The organism is Staphylococcus sp. AC872, from assembly GCF_979255425.1.
This window is the reverse complement of record NZ_CEEDKW010000002.1, coordinates 297325-313692: the sequence shown is the minus strand read 5'-3', so window position 1 is coordinate 313692 and position 16368 is coordinate 297325. Positions and strand designations below refer to the sequence as shown.

At 33.2% G+C, this 16368-nt stretch carries 14 protein-coding genes; 13 read left to right on the top strand and 1 reads right to left on the bottom strand.

The annotated features are described in order from the left end of the window. Positions 1–25 precede the first annotated feature (25 nt). Positions 26–214 carry a 50S ribosomal protein L28 gene (gene rpmB / locus ACZ267_RS04350; RefSeq protein ID WP_002435210.1) on the bottom strand — a complete coding sequence of 63 codons (189 nt, stop codon included), beginning with the start codon at positions 212–214 and terminating at the stop codon, positions 26–28. Between the two features lie 307 nt (positions 215–521). On the opposite strand from rpmB, the gene ACZ267_RS04345 reads away from it, so the two are divergent. The 13 genes from ACZ267_RS04345 (at position 522) to ffh (ending at position 16162) form a co-directional block, all read left to right on the top strand. Further along, positions 522–896, top strand: coding sequence for an Asp23/Gls24 family envelope stress response protein (locus ACZ267_RS04345; protein WP_002466916.1), 375 nt, complete (start codon positions 522–524; stop codon positions 894–896). Positions 897–910: 14 nt separating this feature from the next. Then, complete coding sequence (gene fakA, locus ACZ267_RS04340) at positions 911–2560, top strand: fatty acid kinase catalytic subunit FakA (protein WP_047210771.1); 1650 nt, start codon at positions 911–913, stop codon at positions 2558–2560. 249 nt (positions 2561–2809) lie between these two features. Next, positions 2810–4858 carry an ATP-dependent DNA helicase RecG gene (gene recG, locus ACZ267_RS04335; RefSeq protein ID WP_002466919.1) on the top strand — a complete coding sequence of 683 codons (2049 nt, stop codon included), beginning with the start codon at positions 2810–2812 and terminating at the stop codon, positions 4856–4858. A gap of 149 nt (positions 4859–5007) precedes the next feature. Next, on the top strand, positions 5008–5577 hold the full coding sequence (fapR, locus tag ACZ267_RS04330) for a transcription factor FapR (protein ID WP_002466907.1): 570 nt from the start codon (positions 5008–5010) through the stop codon (positions 5575–5577). After that, a complete protein-coding gene (gene plsX / locus ACZ267_RS04325) occupies positions 5570–6556 on the top strand; it encodes a phosphate acyltransferase PlsX (RefSeq protein ID WP_015365088.1) in 987 nt (328 codons plus the stop codon). Before fapR ends, plsX begins: the two co-directional genes overlap by 8 nt. Continuing rightward, positions 6549–7469, top strand: coding sequence for an ACP S-malonyltransferase (gene fabD / locus ACZ267_RS04320; RefSeq protein WP_002466912.1), 921 nt, complete (start codon positions 6549–6551; stop codon positions 7467–7469). The genes plsX and fabD overlap by 8 nt, the downstream gene beginning before the upstream one ends. Then, positions 7469–8203, top strand: coding sequence for a 3-oxoacyl-[acyl-carrier-protein] reductase (gene fabG / locus ACZ267_RS04315; protein ID WP_015365086.1), 735 nt, complete (start codon positions 7469–7471; stop codon positions 8201–8203). The genes fabD and fabG overlap by 1 nt, the downstream gene beginning before the upstream one ends. A gap of 212 nt (positions 8204–8415) precedes the next feature. Next, positions 8416–8649 (top strand): acyl carrier protein, encoded by a 234-nt coding sequence (locus ACZ267_RS04310; RefSeq protein WP_001830184.1) that lies wholly within the window; start codon positions 8416–8418, stop codon positions 8647–8649. Positions 8650–8759: 110 nt separating this feature from the next. Beyond that, positions 8760–9488 carry a ribonuclease III gene (gene rnc / locus ACZ267_RS04305; RefSeq protein ID WP_015365085.1) on the top strand — a complete coding sequence of 243 codons (729 nt, stop codon included), beginning with the start codon at positions 8760–8762 and terminating at the stop codon, positions 9486–9488. A gap of 152 nt (positions 9489–9640) precedes the next feature. Beyond that, positions 9641–13210: a chromosome segregation protein SMC gene (smc, locus tag ACZ267_RS04300; protein WP_079449103.1), complete on the top strand. Its 3570-nt coding sequence runs from the start codon at positions 9641–9643 to the stop codon at positions 13208–13210. After that, the gene (gene ftsY, locus ACZ267_RS04295) at positions 13207–14451 is read left to right on the top strand and encodes a signal recognition particle-docking protein FtsY (RefSeq protein WP_015365083.1); all 1245 of its coding nucleotides are present in this window, start codon (positions 13207–13209) and stop codon (positions 14449–14451) included. The genes smc and ftsY overlap by 4 nt, the downstream gene beginning before the upstream one ends. After that, entirely contained in the window at positions 14438–14770 is a 333-nt protein-coding gene (locus tag ACZ267_RS04290; protein WP_002466066.1) for a putative DNA-binding protein, read from the top strand. Before ftsY ends, ACZ267_RS04290 begins: the two co-directional genes overlap by 14 nt. Positions 14771–14794: 24 nt before the next feature. Beyond that, a complete protein-coding gene (gene ffh / locus ACZ267_RS04285) occupies positions 14795–16162 on the top strand; it encodes a signal recognition particle protein (RefSeq protein ID WP_002450574.1) in 1368 nt (455 codons plus the stop codon). Positions 16163–16368 lie beyond the last annotated feature (206 nt).

Sequence of the window (16368 nt, the reverse complement as noted above, 5' to 3'; positions counted from 1 at the left end):
ACTATTTATATGTGCATTATATTTATTAAACTCTAGTAACTTTACCAGATTTTAAAGCACGTGCAGAAACCCAAACTTTTTTAGGTTTTCCGTCAACAAGAATTCTAACTTTTTGAAGGTTAGCGTTCCATCTGCGTTTGTTCGCATTTAAAGCGTGTGAACGATTATTACCAGTCGAAGCTTTACGACCTGTTACGTAACATTGTTTACCCATGAAAGTACCTCCTTTAATAAATATAAATACACGTCACTACTTATATACTTTATTAAGATACCACAATTGTTTAGGATTGGCAATAAATAATTATATAAATCATGAATTATATACGCAAACACTTGATAAATTATGATATAATTGTAAGCTGTGGAGTAATATAGTATGATACTTTAAAGAAATAGGAAATTTAAACATTAAAAATTCGAACGAATTAGTAATAATAATTAATGCAGACTAGCAAAGAGATTGCTTATCTATATAAGTTAAGAAACACATAACTTTATTTTTCAGGAGGAATATTAATATGACATTAGAAATTTCAAATGATTACGGTAAAATTGATATTTCGAATGAAGTCATCGCCTCAGTTGTAGGTGGAAAAGCTGTTGAATGTTACGGCATTGTTGGTATGGCATCTAGACAGCAAGTAAGAGATGGCATCGCAGAAATTTTAGGCCATGAGAATTATGCAAGAGGCATTAAAGTTCGTGAAGAGGACGGAAATGTTGATATAGACATGTATATTATAGTAAGTTATGGTGTGAAAATTTCAGAAGTGGCGAACAATGTTCAGTCAACTGTTAAATATACATTAGAGTCAACGCTTAATGTAAAAGTGAATTCAGTTAATATCTTTGTACAAGGTGTTAGATTAAACCAAACGGGCAAAAAGATTTAGGAGGACAACGTGAAATGATTAGCAAAATCAATGGTAAATTATTTGCCGATATGATTATACAAGGGGCACAAAATTTATCTAATAATGCAGATTTAGTGGATTCGCTTAATGTATATCCAGTTCCAGATGGAGATACAGGGACAAATATGAATCTCACAATCACTTCTGGTCGTGAAGAAGTTGAAAATAATTTATCTCAAAACATTGGAGAACTAGGCAAAACTTTCTCCAAAGGTTTATTAATGGGTGCAAGAGGGAACTCTGGCGTTATTTTATCTCAATTATTTAGAGGATTCTGTAAAAATATCGAGACAGAATCTGAAATTGATGCACAACAGTTAGCTGAAAGTCTTCAAGCAGGTGTTGAGACAGCTTACAAGGCTGTAATGAAACCAGTTGAAGGGACAATTTTAACCGTTGCTAAAGATGCAGCGCAAGCAGCTATGAATAAAGCTGAGTCATCAAAGGACTGTGTTGAAATCATGGAAGCGACGATTGAAGCTGCTGAGAAATCATTAGACAATACACCAAACCTACTTGCAGTATTAAAAGAAGTAGGTGTTGTTGATAGTGGTGGTAAAGGACTATTATCTGTTTACGAAGGATTCTTAAAAGGTTTAAACGGTGAAACGGTTGAAGCTAGTAAGCCTAAATTAGATACAGATACATTGGTTAATGACGAACATGATTTTCATGGTGTAATTAATACAGAAGATATAGTATACGGATATTGTACAGAAATGATGGTACGTTTTGGTAAAGACAAGAAAGAATTTGAAGAAGACGAATTCCGTCAAGATATGAGCGAATTTGGAGATTCATTATTAGTGATTAATGATGATGAGATTGTGAAAGTACATGTTCATACTGAGTATCCTGGACAAGTATTTAATTATGGTCAACAATACGGTGAATTAATTAAACTTAAAGTTGAAAATATGAGAGAGCAACATCGCGAAGTAATTAAAAAAGAGGCAAATAATCATAAAAATGATGAGCCACAAACTGTAGAAACAGCTATTATTACTATTTCTATGGGAGATGGAATCTCGGATTTATTCAAATCAATGGGTGCTACACATATTATCAGTGGTGGGCAAACAATGAACCCGTCTACAGAGGATATAGTAAAAGTCATAGAACAATCAGAATGTAAGCGTGCGATTATATTACCTAATAATAAAAACATTTTAATGGCAAGTGAACAAGCCGCAGAAATCGTTGACGCAGAAGCAGTAGTGATTCCTACTAAGTCTGTTCCTCAAGGTATTGCAGCTTTATTCCAATATGACGAAGGTTCATCATTAGAAGATAATAAGAGTCATATGGTTACTGCACTAGATGTCGTTAAATCTGGCTCAGTTACATTTGCAGTTAGAGACACTAAAATTGATGGTGTTGAAATTAAAAAAGATGAATTTATGGGGCTTGCAGAAGATAAAATTATAACAAGTGATGCTGATCAATTTACCGCTACTAAACAATTGTTAGAAGCAATGCTTTCTGAAGATAGTGAGATTTTAACAATTATTGCTGGTGAAGATGCAAATCAACAAACAACAAATCAACTTGTTGAATGGATAGAATCTACGTATCCAGATGTTGAAATTGAAAATCATAACGGTCAACAACCTATATATCAGTATTTATTTGCTGTTGAATAAATATATTTCATAAATAAGACGAGATTGAAAGTATAATCAGAAGGATACTCTGATTACTTCTATCTCGTTTTATTTTTGTTAATAATCAAAACATAGAGAATCATTAGTTTGGTGTCTATAAAATAATTATGTTAACTTAAAAACTCCAAAGCGTTTTAATCAACCAATGAAGTAACTAAATGGTAGAATGAATGTATTATTTAAATAACGTAACATATTAAAGATTAATACATAATAAGGTGATCGAATATGGCGAAAGTCAATTTAATAGAAAGTCCTTATCCGTTGAATCAAATTAAAGGGATAGGACCAAAGCGTTTAGCTGTATTACAAGAATTAAATATTAATACTGTAGAAGATCTCATACTATATCTACCAACGCGTTATGAGGACAATACTGTAATAGATTTAAACGAGGCAGAAGATCAAAGTACTGTAACTGTTCAAGGTGAAGTTTATTCCTCACCAACAGTAGCATTTTTTGGTAGAAACAAATCTAAACTAACCGTACATATTATGGTAAATCAAATAGCAGTCAAATGCGTCTTTTTTAATCAACCTTATTTAAAAAAGAAAATTGAATTACATGGTACTGTGACAGTTAAAGGAAAATGGAATCGTTCAAAACAAGAAATAAACGGCAATAGAATGTTCTTTAATCAACAGGACAATCTTAACGATACCCAATTAGAGCCTGTTTACCGTATTAAAGAAGGTATTAAACAAAAACAATTGCGTGATCATATTCGTCAGTCTTTAAATGATGTGGTGATACATGAATGGTTATCAGATGAGCTCAGAAATAAGTATAAATTAGAAACTTTAGAATTCACACTTAATCATCTACATCATCCCCAAGGTAAACAAGACTTGCTTAGAGCAAGACGTACTTATGCATTTACAGAATTATTTATGTTTGAATTACGCATGCAATGGTTGAATCGTCTAGAAAAGGCGTCAGACGATGCTATAGAAATTGAGTATGATATTCAAAAGGTAAAAGCATTTATTGATAGTCTACCGTTCGAATTAACGGATGCCCAAAAGACGAGTGTTAATGAAATATTTAGAGATTTAAAAGCACCTATTCGCATGCATAGATTATTACAAGGAGATGTAGGATCAGGCAAAACGGTTGTAGCTGCGATTTGTATGTATGCTTTAAAAACAGCAGGATATCAATCAGCACTTATGGTACCGACAGAAATACTTGCCGAACAACATGCTGAAAGTTTAATTCAATTATTTGGTGACACAATGAATGTTGCTTTATTAACAGGTTCAGTAAAAGGTAAAAAGCGTCGTATTTTATTAGAACAACTTGAAAATGGAACGATTGATTGTTTAATTGGGACACATGCTTTAATACAAGACGATGTTACCTTTGATAATGTAGGTTTAGTGATTACAGATGAGCAACATCGTTTCGGTGTGAATCAACGTCAGCGATTAAGAGAAAAAGGTGCAATGACCAATGTCTTGTTTATGACGGCAACACCCATTCCTAGAACTTTAGCAATATCAGTGTTTGGAGAAATGGACGTTTCATCTATTAAACAGTTACCTAAAGGTAGAAAACCAATTATTACGAGTTGGGCTAAGCATGAGCAATATGAACAAGTGTTAACTCAAATGACAAATGAATTAAAAAAAGGAAGACAAGCATATGTTATTTGTCCGCTTATTGAGAGCTCAGAACATTTAGAAGATGTACAGAATGTGGTAGAACTATTTGAATCTTTACAACAATATTATGGTGAAAATAAAGTAGGTCTATTACACGGTAAACTAAGCAATGAAGAAAAAGATGAAGTCATGCACCGTTTTAGTGAACATGAGATTGATATTTTAGTTTCAACAACAGTGGTTGAAGTAGGCGTTAACGTACCAAATGCAACATTTATGATGATTTATGATGCGGACCGCTTCGGGTTATCAACTTTACATCAATTACGTGGACGAGTAGGAAGAAGCGAACATCAAAGTTATTGTGTACTGATTGCTTCACCCAAAACTGAAACTGGAATCGAAAGAATGACAATTATGACTCAAACAACAGATGGATTTGAATTGAGTGAACGAGATTTAGAAATGCGAGGACCTGGCGATTTCTTCGGTGTAAAGCAAAGTGGTTTACCAGATTTCTTAGTTGCGAACATTGTGGAAGATTATCGAATGTTAGAAGTAGCAAGAGATGAAGCTGGTGAATTAATTCAATCGGGTGAATTTTTCAATTCCAATTATGATCATCTCAGACATTTTATCGAAGATAATTTACTTGATATGAGCTTTGATTGATAGAATTCTTCCTTTCAAAAATGAGGAATTTAATTAGCAATAAATAAATTTATATATGTATTATAGTTAATTGTTGAGGGATTGAAATAGGAAGTGTTATGATATGTGAGGAATGTTTAAGACTTGGTACTAAAATGAGGGGTGAGAAAGTGAAATTAAAGAAAAATGAACGTAGACAGGCGATTCAGCAAGCCATTGAAAACAACCCCTTTATCACAGACAATGAACTGTGTGAAATGTTCCAAGTGAGTATTCAAACAATTCGACTTGATCGAACACATCTGAATATTCCAGAATTAAGAAAACGAGTAAAATTAGTAGCAGAACATAATTATGATCAAATTAAATCGATTGAGGCTAATGAAATTATAGGTGATTTAGTTCAATTGAAACCCAATGATACAGCTACTTCGATGATTGAAATTACAAGCGATTCCGTTTTCTCTAAATCACAAATCGCGCGTGGCCACGTTTTATTTGCACAGGCAAATTCCTTGTGTGTCGCACTTATACATAATCCGACGGTTTTAACACAAGAAAGCGATGTTAAATTTCTGGATAAAGTTAAATTAAATGATACAGTGAAAGCAGTAGCAAACGTAATCAATCAAACGAACAAACATTATTTAATAGAAGTAAATTCTTATGTGAAAGATAAATTAGTTTTTAATGGTAAATTTAAAATGTTCTATATAAGTGAGGATGAATTAAATGGTTAAAATTGCAGTAGATATGATGGGCGGAGATGACGCACCTGGAATCGTACTTGAAGCTGTTAAAAAAGCTGTTGACGATTTTAAAGATTTAGAAATCATCTTATTCGGTGATCAAGAGCAATATACATTAAATCATGGACGCATCGATTTTAGACATTGCACTGAAAAAATCGAAATGGAAGATGAACCAGTACGTGCAATTAAACGTAAAAAAGATAGTTCAATGGTTAAAATGGCCGAAGCAGTTAAATCTGGTGAAGCGGATGGATGTGTATCAGCTGGTAATACAGGTGCATTAATGTCAGCAGGTTTATTCATTGTTGGACGTATTAAAGGTGTATCAAGACCAGCACTAGTGGTTACTTTACCTACGATAGATGGTAAAGGGTTTGTATTCTTAGACGTAGGTGCTAATGCAGATGCTAAACCAGAACATTTATTACAATATGCACAGTTGGGTAATATCTATGCACAAAAAATTAGAGGTATCAAACAACCATCAGTCTCATTATTGAATATTGGTACAGAAGCAGCTAAAGGTAATACGTTAACTAAGAAAACTTATGAGTTAATGGAAGCGCAAAATGACTTTAATTTTACTGGTAATGTTGAAGCAAAAACTTTAATGGATGGTAACGTAGACGTCGTCGTTACAGATGGTTTTACAGGAAATATGGTTCTTAAGAACTTAGAGGGTACTGCTAAATCAATTGGTAAAATGTTAAAAGAAACATTACTTAGTAGCTTCAAAAATAAAATAGCTGCCTTAGTACTAAAAAAAGACTTAAATCAATTCTCTCAAAAAATGGATTACTCAGAGTATGGTGGTTCAGTATTATTAGGTTTAGATGGTACAGTTGTTAAAGCACATGGAAGTTCAAATGCTAAAGCGTTTTATTCAGCTATCCGTCAGGCTAAAATTGCGGGAGAACAACAAATTGTACAAACAATGAGAGAAACGGTAGGTGGAACTAATGGGTAAAACAGCAATTATTTTCCCAGGTCAAGGTGCACAAAAAGTCGGAATGGCACAAGATTTATATAATGTAGATGGAAAAGCTACAGAAGTATTAAATAAAGCACAAGAATCAGTAGATTTTGATTTATTGGAAACTATGTTTACAGATGAAGAAGGTAAATTAGGTGAAACTGAAAATACACAACCAGCTTTATTAACGCACAGTATTGCATTATTAGAAGCTTTAAATCATATCGATGCAGATTATACTATGGGTCATAGTTTAGGTGAATATTCAAGTTTAGTGGCAAGCGGTGTTTTATCATTTGAAGATGCCGTTAAGATTGTTCGTAAACGTGGTGAGCTTATGGCACAAGCATTCCCTAATGGTGTAGGTAGTATGGCTGCTGTTTTAGGTTTAGACTTTGATGACGTTGATAAAATTTGTAAAGATTTATCAACAGAAGACCAATTAATTGAACCAGCTAATATAAATTCACCTGGTCAAATCGTTGTCTCAGGTCATAAAACATTAATTGATGAATTAGTTGAAAAAGGTAAATCATTAGGTGCAAAACGTGTATTACCATTAGCTGTTTCTGGACCGTTCCATTCTTCAATGATGAATGTTATAGAAGAAGATTTTGCGGCATATATTAATCAATTTGAATGGCATGATGCTAAGTTTCCAGTCGTTCAAAATTACAATGCTGAAGGCGAAACGGATGCTGAGGTTATCAAATACCATATGGTAAAACAATTATACTCACCAGTTCAATTTATCAAATCAACTGAATGGTTAATCGAACAAGGTGTGGATCACTTTATTGAAATTGGTCCAGGAAAAGTATTATCTGGTTTAATTAAAAAAATTAATAGAGACGTAAAATTAACATCAATTCAAACACTTGAAGATGTGAAAGGATGGAATGAATAATGGCTAAAAATGCTTTAGTAACAGGGGCTTCACGAGGTATTGGTCGTAGTATTGCAATTCAATTAGCTGAAGAAGGTTATAATGTTGCAGTCAATTATGCAGGTAACCAAGATAAAGCAGAGGCAGTCGTTTCAGAAATTAAAGAAAAAGGTGTCGAAAGCTTTGCGATTCAAGCGAATGTTGCTAACGGTGACGAAGTAAAAGCAATGATTAAAGAAGTTGTGAGTCAATTTGGTTCTATTGATGTATTAGTTAATAATGCAGGTATTACACGTGATAATTTATTAATGCGTATGAAAGAACAAGAATGGGATGATGTGATTGATACTAACTTAAAAGGTGTATTCAATTGTATCCAAAAGGTTACGCCTCAAATGTTAAGACAACGTAGTGGTTCAATTATTAATTTATCAAGCGTAGTAGGAGCGGTTGGTAATCCAGGCCAAGCGAACTATGTAGCTACTAAAGCAGGTGTGGTAGGATTAACTAAATCTGCTGCACGTGAATTAGCATCACGAGGGATTACTGTAAATGCTGTTGCACCTGGTTTTATTGTTTCTGATATGACTGATGCTTTAAGTGATGAGTTGAAAGAACAAATGTTAGATCAAATTCCTTTATCACGTTTTGGTGAAGATACGGATATCGCTCATACTGTTGCATTCTTAGCTTCAGAAAAAGCAAAATACATTACTGGTCAAACGATTCATGTAAATGGCGGTATGTACATGTAGGAGAATACCTACATGTTGCGAATGTACAGGATCTAGCAGTTGACTGTCCACTCATGTCAAAAGCCATGATTGAACTAGTCAACCTTGCGGGTGCAAGACAACGAAATCTATAGAATTTCTGTCTTGCAACCAAATTCTACTTGTATTTTATATTCTAAAATGGGAAAATATAGTAGTCTATGGATAGACGCTTTTAAAGGAGGTGAATCGACGTGGAAAACTTCGATAAAGTAAAGGATATCATCGTTGACCGTTTAGGTGTTGATGCTGATAAAGTAACTGAAGATGCATCTTTCAAAGATGATTTAGGCGCTGACTCACTTGATATCGCTGAATTAGTAATGGAATTAGAAGATGAATTTGGTACTGAAATTCCAGATGAAGAAGCTGAAAAAATCAACACTGTTGGTGATGCTGTTAAGTATATCAATAGTCTTGAAAAATAATAAACCTATATCTGAGTCGTCATTGTGTCGGCTCAGATTTTTTCTTTTGTTTTGGTGCGATTTCACGTAAAATTAGAGTTAACATATCATAAATTAAGGAGGTATATTTAATGACCAATCATAAAAAGACAGAAATGATTAACCGTTTTCGAGAGCAATTTGCACAGAAAATGCATGAACTAGGTTTTGAATATAATAATATAGAATTGTACCAACAGGCATTTTCTCATTCTAGCTTTATTAATGATTTTAATATGGATCGCTTAGACCATAATGAAAGATTAGAATTTTTAGGTGATGCGGTATTAGAATTGACGGTCTCACGTTATCTATTTGATAAACACCCAGATTTACCTGAGGGTAATTTAACAAAGATGAGAGCAACTATCGTATGTGAGCCTTCACTTGTAATATTTGCAAATAAAATAAAGTTAAATGAGCTGATTTTATTAGGAAAAGGTGAAGAGAAGACAGGTGGTAGAACACGACCTTCACTTATTTCTGATGCATTTGAAGCATTCGTTGGCGCCTTATATTTAGATCAAGGATTAGATATAGTGTGGGACTTTGCAGAAAAAATTATATTCCCATATGTAGAAGATGATGAATTAGATGGTGTAGTCGATTTTAAAACACAGTTCCAAGAATTTGTGCACAGACAAAATAAAGGTGATGTTACTTATCGCTTAATCAAAGAAGAAGGTCCAGCACACCACCGTTTATTCACATCAGAAGTTATTTTAGAAAAGCAAGCTGTTGCAGAAGGACAAGGTAAAACTAAGAAGGAGTCTGAACAAAAGGCAGCTGAACGTGCTTATAAACAAATGAAGAATAAATAGTAATTTATAAATTAACATATCGTCTTAATTGAAATCATTAATATCAATTAAGATTAAACTTTAAAGGAAGATGTAACGTTAATAACTTTGCATCATATATTAAGTTGATTGTACAGATATGGATCAACTAGGATTTGGATAAGGAGAATAACATGGTTTATTTAAAATCAATAGACGCCGTAGGATTTAAATCATTTGCAGACCATACTGATGTGCAGTTTGATAAAGGCGTAACAGCTATTGTTGGTCCAAATGGTAGCGGTAAAAGTAATATTACGGATGCAATCAAATGGGTATTAGGCGAACAATCAGCGAAATCACTTCGTGGTTCTAAAATGGAAGATATTATCTTTTCAGGTGCTGAACATCGTAAACCTCAAAATTTTGCAGAAGTAAAATTAAAGTTAGATAATCATTCAAAGAAATTACAAATAGATGCAGAAGTGGTAGAGGTTACGCGACGTCTTTATAGAAGTGGCGAAAGTGAATACTATTTAAATAATGATCGTGCTCGTTTAAAAGATATCATTGATTTATTTTTAGATTCTGGTTTAGGTAAAGAAGCGTTCTCAATCATATCTCAAGGTAGAGTGGATGAGATTTTAAATGCTAAACCGATTGATCGTAGACAGATTATTGAAGAATCAGCAGGCGTTTTAAAATATAAAAAACGGAAAGCAGAATCTGTGCAAAAATTAGATCAAACTGAAGATAATTTGTCACGTGTAGAGGATATTCTTTATGATTTAGAAGGAAGAGTTGAACCTTTAAAAGAGGAAGCAGCGATTGCCAAAGAATATAAACAATTGTCATCTGAAATGAAAAAAAGCGATGTGATTGTGACTGTTCATGATATTGATCAATATACACAGGATAATGGTCAGTTAGATGAACAACTCAATGATTTAAAAAGTAAGCAAGCGAATAAAGAGGCTGAACAAAGTCAAATTAACCAATTGTTACAAAAGTATAAAGGTCAAAGACAAGAACTAGATCAAAATATAGAACAATTAAATTATCATTTAGTAAAAGCTACTGAAGAATTTGAGAAGTATTCTGGTCAACTTAATGTGCTTGAGGAAAGAAAAAAGAACCAATCTGAAACAAATGCAAGGTTTGAAGAAGAACAAGACAATTTAATGTCTCAATTAGACAATCTAAAATCCGAAAAAGACCAAGCTATACAAACATTAGACCAGCTAAAACAAAAGCAAAAAGAATTAAATAAAACGATACAAGCGTTAGAATCAAAGCTATATGTTTCCGATGAACAACATGATGAGAAATTAGAAGAAATTAAAAATAAATATTATACGTTAATGTCCGAACAATCAGATGTCAATAATGATATACGCTTTTTAGAACATACAATTAATGAAAACGAAGCGAAAAAATCGCGTTTAGATTCCAGATTAGTTGAAGCATTTAATCAATTAAAAGATATTCAAAATAATATTTCAAATACCGATAAAGAATATCAACAAGTTCAGAAAGACATGCATAATACTGAACAACAAATTAAAAATATCGAAAAACAATTAACTGAATCAAAGCAACTTCAAACAGAATTCGAAAATAAATTGTATCAAGCGTATCGATATAATGAAAAGTTAAAATCGCGAATTGATAGCCTCGCTACTCAGGAAGAAGATTACACTTACTTCTTTAATGGCGTTAAACATATACTTAAAGCTAAAGATAAAGAATTAAATGGTATTCACGGTGCAGTTGCGGAAATTATAGACGTTCCTTCTCAATTAACACAAGCGATTGAAACTGCTTTGGGCGCATCATTACAACATGTCATTGTAGAAGATGAAAAAGATGGTCGTCAGGCGATACAATTTTTAAAACAACGTAGTTTAGGGCGTGCCACTTTCCTACCTTTAAATGTTATTCAACCTAGATATTTGGCTACAGATATTAAATCAACAGCACAAGCTTCTGAGGGCTTTGTTAACATTGCTTCAGATGCTGTAAAAGTATCTTCTAAATATAAAAATATCGTAGAAAATTTACTAGGTAATACTATTATTGTAGATGATTTAAAACATGCGAATGATTTAGCAAGATCGATTCGTTATCGTACAAGAATTGTGACACTTGAAGGCGATGTTGTTAATCCAGGTGGTTCCATGACTGGTGGGGGTGCCCGCAAAACTAAAAGCATCTTAACACAAAAAGATGAGCTCACAACTATGCGTCACCAATTAAAAGATTATCAGAAGCAGACACACGAGTTTGAGAAACAATTCCAAACACATCAAGCGCAATCTGAAAAGTTAAGTGAAACATACTTTGAGTTAAGTCAAAGTTATAATAATTTAAAGGAAAAAGCACATGGCTATGAGTTAGAGCTTGATCGTTTGAAGAAACAAGAAACGCATTTAAAAGATGAACATGAAGAGTTTGAATTTGAAAAAAATGATGGTTATCAAAGTGATAAAAGTAAAGCAACACTTGAGCAAAAACAGCATCATCTTTCAGAAATTCAAGCACAACTTAAACATTTAGAAGAAGATATAGAAAAATATACCAAGCTATCTAAAGAAGGAAAAGAAACGACGACTCAAACTCAGCAACAATTACATCAAAAGCAATCCGATCTAGCAGTTGTCAAAGAACGAATTAAAGGACAACAGCAAGAAATCGAACGCTTAGATAAACAATTGGAAAGTACAGAACAACAACTTGATACAGTTAAAGAGAAAATTCAATTATTCAATTCAGATGAAATGATGGGTGAACAAGCTTTTGATAAAATCAAGTCACAAATTGCTGATAAAGAACGAACACGCTCTGAATTAAAAGAACAACTTGATCAAATGAAGCAACAACGAGTTGACTTAAATCAGATGATTGAAGACAATGATAGTAAGCTACAAGAATGTCATCAAGATTTATTATCTATCGAAAATCACTATCAAGATATTAAAGCTAATCAATCTAAATTAGATGTACTCATTAATCATGCGATTGATCATTTGAATGATGAATATCAACTTACTGTTGAGCGTGCACGTTCGCTCTATGACAATGAAGACGATATTGATCAGCTACGTAAAAAGGTTAAACTAACTAAAATGTCAATTGACGAATTAGGTCCTGTTAATTTGAATGCGATTGAGCAATTTGAAGAATTAAATGAACGATATACATTTTTAAATGATCAAAGAACAGATTTAAGAGAAGCTAAATCCACTTTAGAACAGATTATCAATGAAATGGATAAAGAAGTAGAAGACAGATTTAAAGAAACGTTCCATGCTGTTCAAAGTCACTTTAGTGATGTCTTTAAACAACTATTTGGTGGTGGGCAAGCTGAATTACAATTAACAGAAAATGATTATTTAGCAGCGGGTGTCGATATTATTGTTCAACCTCCAGGTAAGAAACTACAACATTTATCTTTATTAAGTGGTGGAGAGCGCGCATTAAGTGCAATTGCTTTATTATTTGCTATATTAAAAGTAAGATCTGCACCATTTGTTATATTAGATGAGGTAGAAGCGGCACTTGATGAAGCCAATGTGATTCGATACGCACAATACCTCAATGAATTATCTGATCAAACACAATTTATCGTTATTACACATCGTAAAGGCACGATGGAATTTTCAGATCGACTTTACGGTGTAACAATGCAAGAATCAGGAGTATCAAAGTTAGTGAGTGTTAACCTAAATACAATAGATGAGGTTATGAAGGAGGAAGAAGCATGAGCTTTTTTAAACGCTTAAAAGATAAATTTTCAGGACCAAGAGAAGAAGATATTGAAAAGGAATTATCTAGTGAAGAGGTTTCAGATGACCCTTCCAAACAGATGGATGAGGAACAACATACATCTCAACATGAACTAGAAGAAGATAAACCTAAAAAGAAACCTAGAAAATTAAGTGAAGCGGATTTTGATGAAGATGGCTTAATTTCGATTGAAGACTTTGAAGAGATAGAAGCACAAAAAATTGGTGCGAAATTTAAAGCTGGTTTAGAAAAATCTAGAGAAAATTTCCAAGAACAGTTAAATAATTTAATAGCGCGATATAGAAAAGTTGACGAAGAATTCTTCGAAGCATTAGAAGAGATGTTAATTACAGCCGATGTTGGTTTTAATACAGTGATGCAATTAACTGAAGAACTTCGTGCTGAAGCACAACGTCGTAACATTCAAGAAACAGAAGATTTACGTGAAGTTATCGTTGAAAAAATTGTCGAAATTTATCACCAAGAAGATGATAAATCAGAAGCAATGAATCTTGAAGATGGACGTTTAAATGTTATTTTAATGGTCGGTGTTAATGGTGTAGGTAAAACGACGACGATTGGTAAATTAGCTTACCGTTACAAAATGGAAGGTAAAAAAGTCATGCTTGCTGCAGGTGACACATTTAGAGCAGGTGCTATCGAACAATTAAAAGTTTGGGGAGAACGAGTTGGCGTAGAAGTTATAAGTCAAAGTGAAGGTTCAGATCCAGCCGCTGTAATGTATGATGCAATCAATGCTGCTAAAAATAAACAAGTAGATATTTTAATTTGTGATACTGCAGGTCGTTTACAAAATAAATCTAATTTAATGCAAGAATTAGAAAAAGTAAAACGTGTTATTGGTAGAGCTGTTCCAGACGCACCGCATGAAGCATTACTTTGCTTAGACGCTACAACAGGTCAAAATGCATTATCACAAGCTCGTACATTCAAAGAAGTAACGAATGTTTCTGGTATCGTATTAACTAAATTAGATGGTACTGCTAAAGGTGGTATCGTATTAGCAATCAGAAACGAACTTAAAATACCTGTTAAATATGTAGGTTTAGGTGAGAAGTTAGATGATTTACAACCATTCAACCCAGAAAGCTATGTTTATGGATTATTTGCTGATATGATTGAACAAAATGAAGAGATTCCAGATGAATTAGCAGAATCTCCATCTGATAATGGAGATGCATCTCATGAGCCAAAATGATTTAGTAAAAACACTACGAATGAATTATCTTTTTGATTTTTATCAATCTTTGCTGACTGATAAACAAAGAAACTACTTAGAATTATTTTACTTACAAGATTATGCATTAAGTGAAATTGCTGATACTTTTAATGTGAGTAGACAAGCAGTTTATGATAATATAAGAAGAACTGGCGATTTAGTAGAAGATTATGAAACTAAATTAGGATTATACAAAAGGTTTGAACAACGACGAGATATTTATGACAAAATGAAACAATCTCTTGATAAACCAGAATTATTAAAGCAATATATAGATCAATTAGAAGAATTAGAATAGTGATAAAAAGAGGAGGGAATAATTATGGCATTTGAAGGATTGTCGGATCGCTTACAGGCATCAATGCAAAGAATGCGTGGTAAGGGTAAAGTTACAGAAGCAGATATCAAGGCAATGATGCGAGAAGTTCGTCTTGCGTTATTAGAAGCCGACGTTAACTTTAAAGTCGTAAAGGATTTCGTCAAAACTGTATCAGAACGAGCATTAGGCTCAGATGTGATGCAGTCATTAACACCCGGACAACAAGTGATTAAAATTGTTCAAGATGAATTAACGAATTTAATGGGTGGCGAAAATTCTACGATTAAAATGGCTAACAAACCACCAACAGTTGTTATGATGGTTGGTCTGCAAGGTGCAGGTAAAACTACAACTGCAGGTAAATTAGCACTTTTAATGCGAAAAAAATATAATAAAAAACCAATGTTAGTTGCTGGTGATATTTATCGACCAGCTGCCATTGATCAGTTACAAACAGTAGGTAAGCAACTAGATGTTCCTGTTTATAGTGAAGGAGATCAAGTTAAACCACAACAAATCGTTCAAAATGCATTAGCACATGCTAAAGAAGAACATTTAGACTTTGTCATTATCGATACAGCAGGTCGTTTGCATATTGATGAAGCATTAATGAATGAATTACAAGAAGTTAAAGAAATTGCTAAACCAGATGAAATTATGTTGGTTGTCGATGCAATGACTGGTCAAGATGCGGTTAATGTTGCACAATCATTTGATGAACAATTAGATGTAACGGGTGTGACATTAACTAAGTTAGATGGTGACACTCGTGGTGGTGCTGCATTATCTATACGTTCAGTAACTCAAAAACCAATTAAATTTGTAGGTATGAGTGAAAAACTTGATGGTTTAGAATTATTCCATCCAGAACGTATGGCTTCTCGTATTTTAGGTATGGGTGATGTTTTAAGTTTAATTGAAAAAGCGCAACAAGATGTTGACCAAGACAAAGCTAAAGATTTAGAAAAGAAAATGAGAGACTCTTCTTTCACATTGGATGATTTCTTAGAACAACTTGATCAAGTTAAAAATCTTGGGCCATTAGACGACATCATGAAAATGATTCCTGGTATGAATAAGATGAAAGGCTTAGATCAACTTAATATGAGTGATAAACAAATCGATCATATTAAAGCTATCATTCAATCAATGACACCTAGTGAAAGAGCGAATCCAGCGATGTTGAACGTTTCTCGTAAAAAACGTATCGCAAAAGGTTCAGGGCGTTCTTTACAAGAAGTCAATCGTTTAATGAAGCAATTTAATGACATGAAGAAAATGATGAAACAATTTACTGGTGGCGGTAAAGGTAAGAAAGCCAAACGTAGCCAGATGGAAAATATGTTAAAAGGTATGAACTTACCTTTCTAATATAATATTGTGGTTCCAACAGATATACGTCTGTTGGAATTTTTTCTTTTTATAAGAAAGAACGACTTACTTAATAAAATTTAAGTTAGTAACTAAAAAACAATTCATTTCGTGAGATTAATGAAAATGAAACGCTTGAGATAAATATCATGGACTAAATTTATATATTGCAGTAGCTGACTGGAAGAAAATACGCTTATTCAAAA

Bases quoted from the DNA above. Each gene is read 5' to 3' on its own strand.
- rpmB (WP_002435210.1), bottom strand. From the start codon at position 214: ATGGGTAAACAATGTTACGTAACAGGTCGTAAAGCTTCGACTGGTAAT.
- ACZ267_RS04345 (WP_002466916.1), top strand. From the start codon at position 522: ATGACATTAGAAATTTCAAATGATTACGGTAAAATTGATATTTCGAAT.
- fakA (WP_047210771.1), top strand. From the start codon at position 911: ATGATTAGCAAAATCAATGGTAAATTATTTGCCGATATGATTATACAA.
- recG (WP_002466919.1), top strand. From the start codon at position 2,810: ATGGCGAAAGTCAATTTAATAGAAAGTCCTTATCCGTTGAATCAAATT.
- plsX (WP_015365088.1), top strand. From the start codon at position 5,570: ATGGTTAAAATTGCAGTAGATATGATGGGCGGAGATGACGCACCTGGA.
- fabD (WP_002466912.1), top strand. From the start codon at position 6,549: ATGGGTAAAACAGCAATTATTTTCCCAGGTCAAGGTGCACAAAAAGTC.
- fabG (WP_015365086.1), top strand. From the start codon at position 7,469: ATGGCTAAAAATGCTTTAGTAACAGGGGCTTCACGAGGTATTGGTCGT.
- rnc (WP_015365085.1), top strand. From the start codon at position 8,760: ATGACCAATCATAAAAAGACAGAAATGATTAACCGTTTTCGAGAGCAA.
- smc (WP_079449103.1), top strand. From the start codon at position 9,641: ATGGTTTATTTAAAATCAATAGACGCCGTAGGATTTAAATCATTTGCA.
- ftsY (WP_015365083.1), top strand. From the start codon at position 13,207: ATGAGCTTTTTTAAACGCTTAAAAGATAAATTTTCAGGACCAAGAGAA.
- ACZ267_RS04290 (WP_002466066.1), top strand. From the start codon at position 14,438: ATGAGCCAAAATGATTTAGTAAAAACACTACGAATGAATTATCTTTTT.
- ffh (WP_002450574.1), top strand. From the start codon at position 14,795: ATGGCATTTGAAGGATTGTCGGATCGCTTACAGGCATCAATGCAAAGA.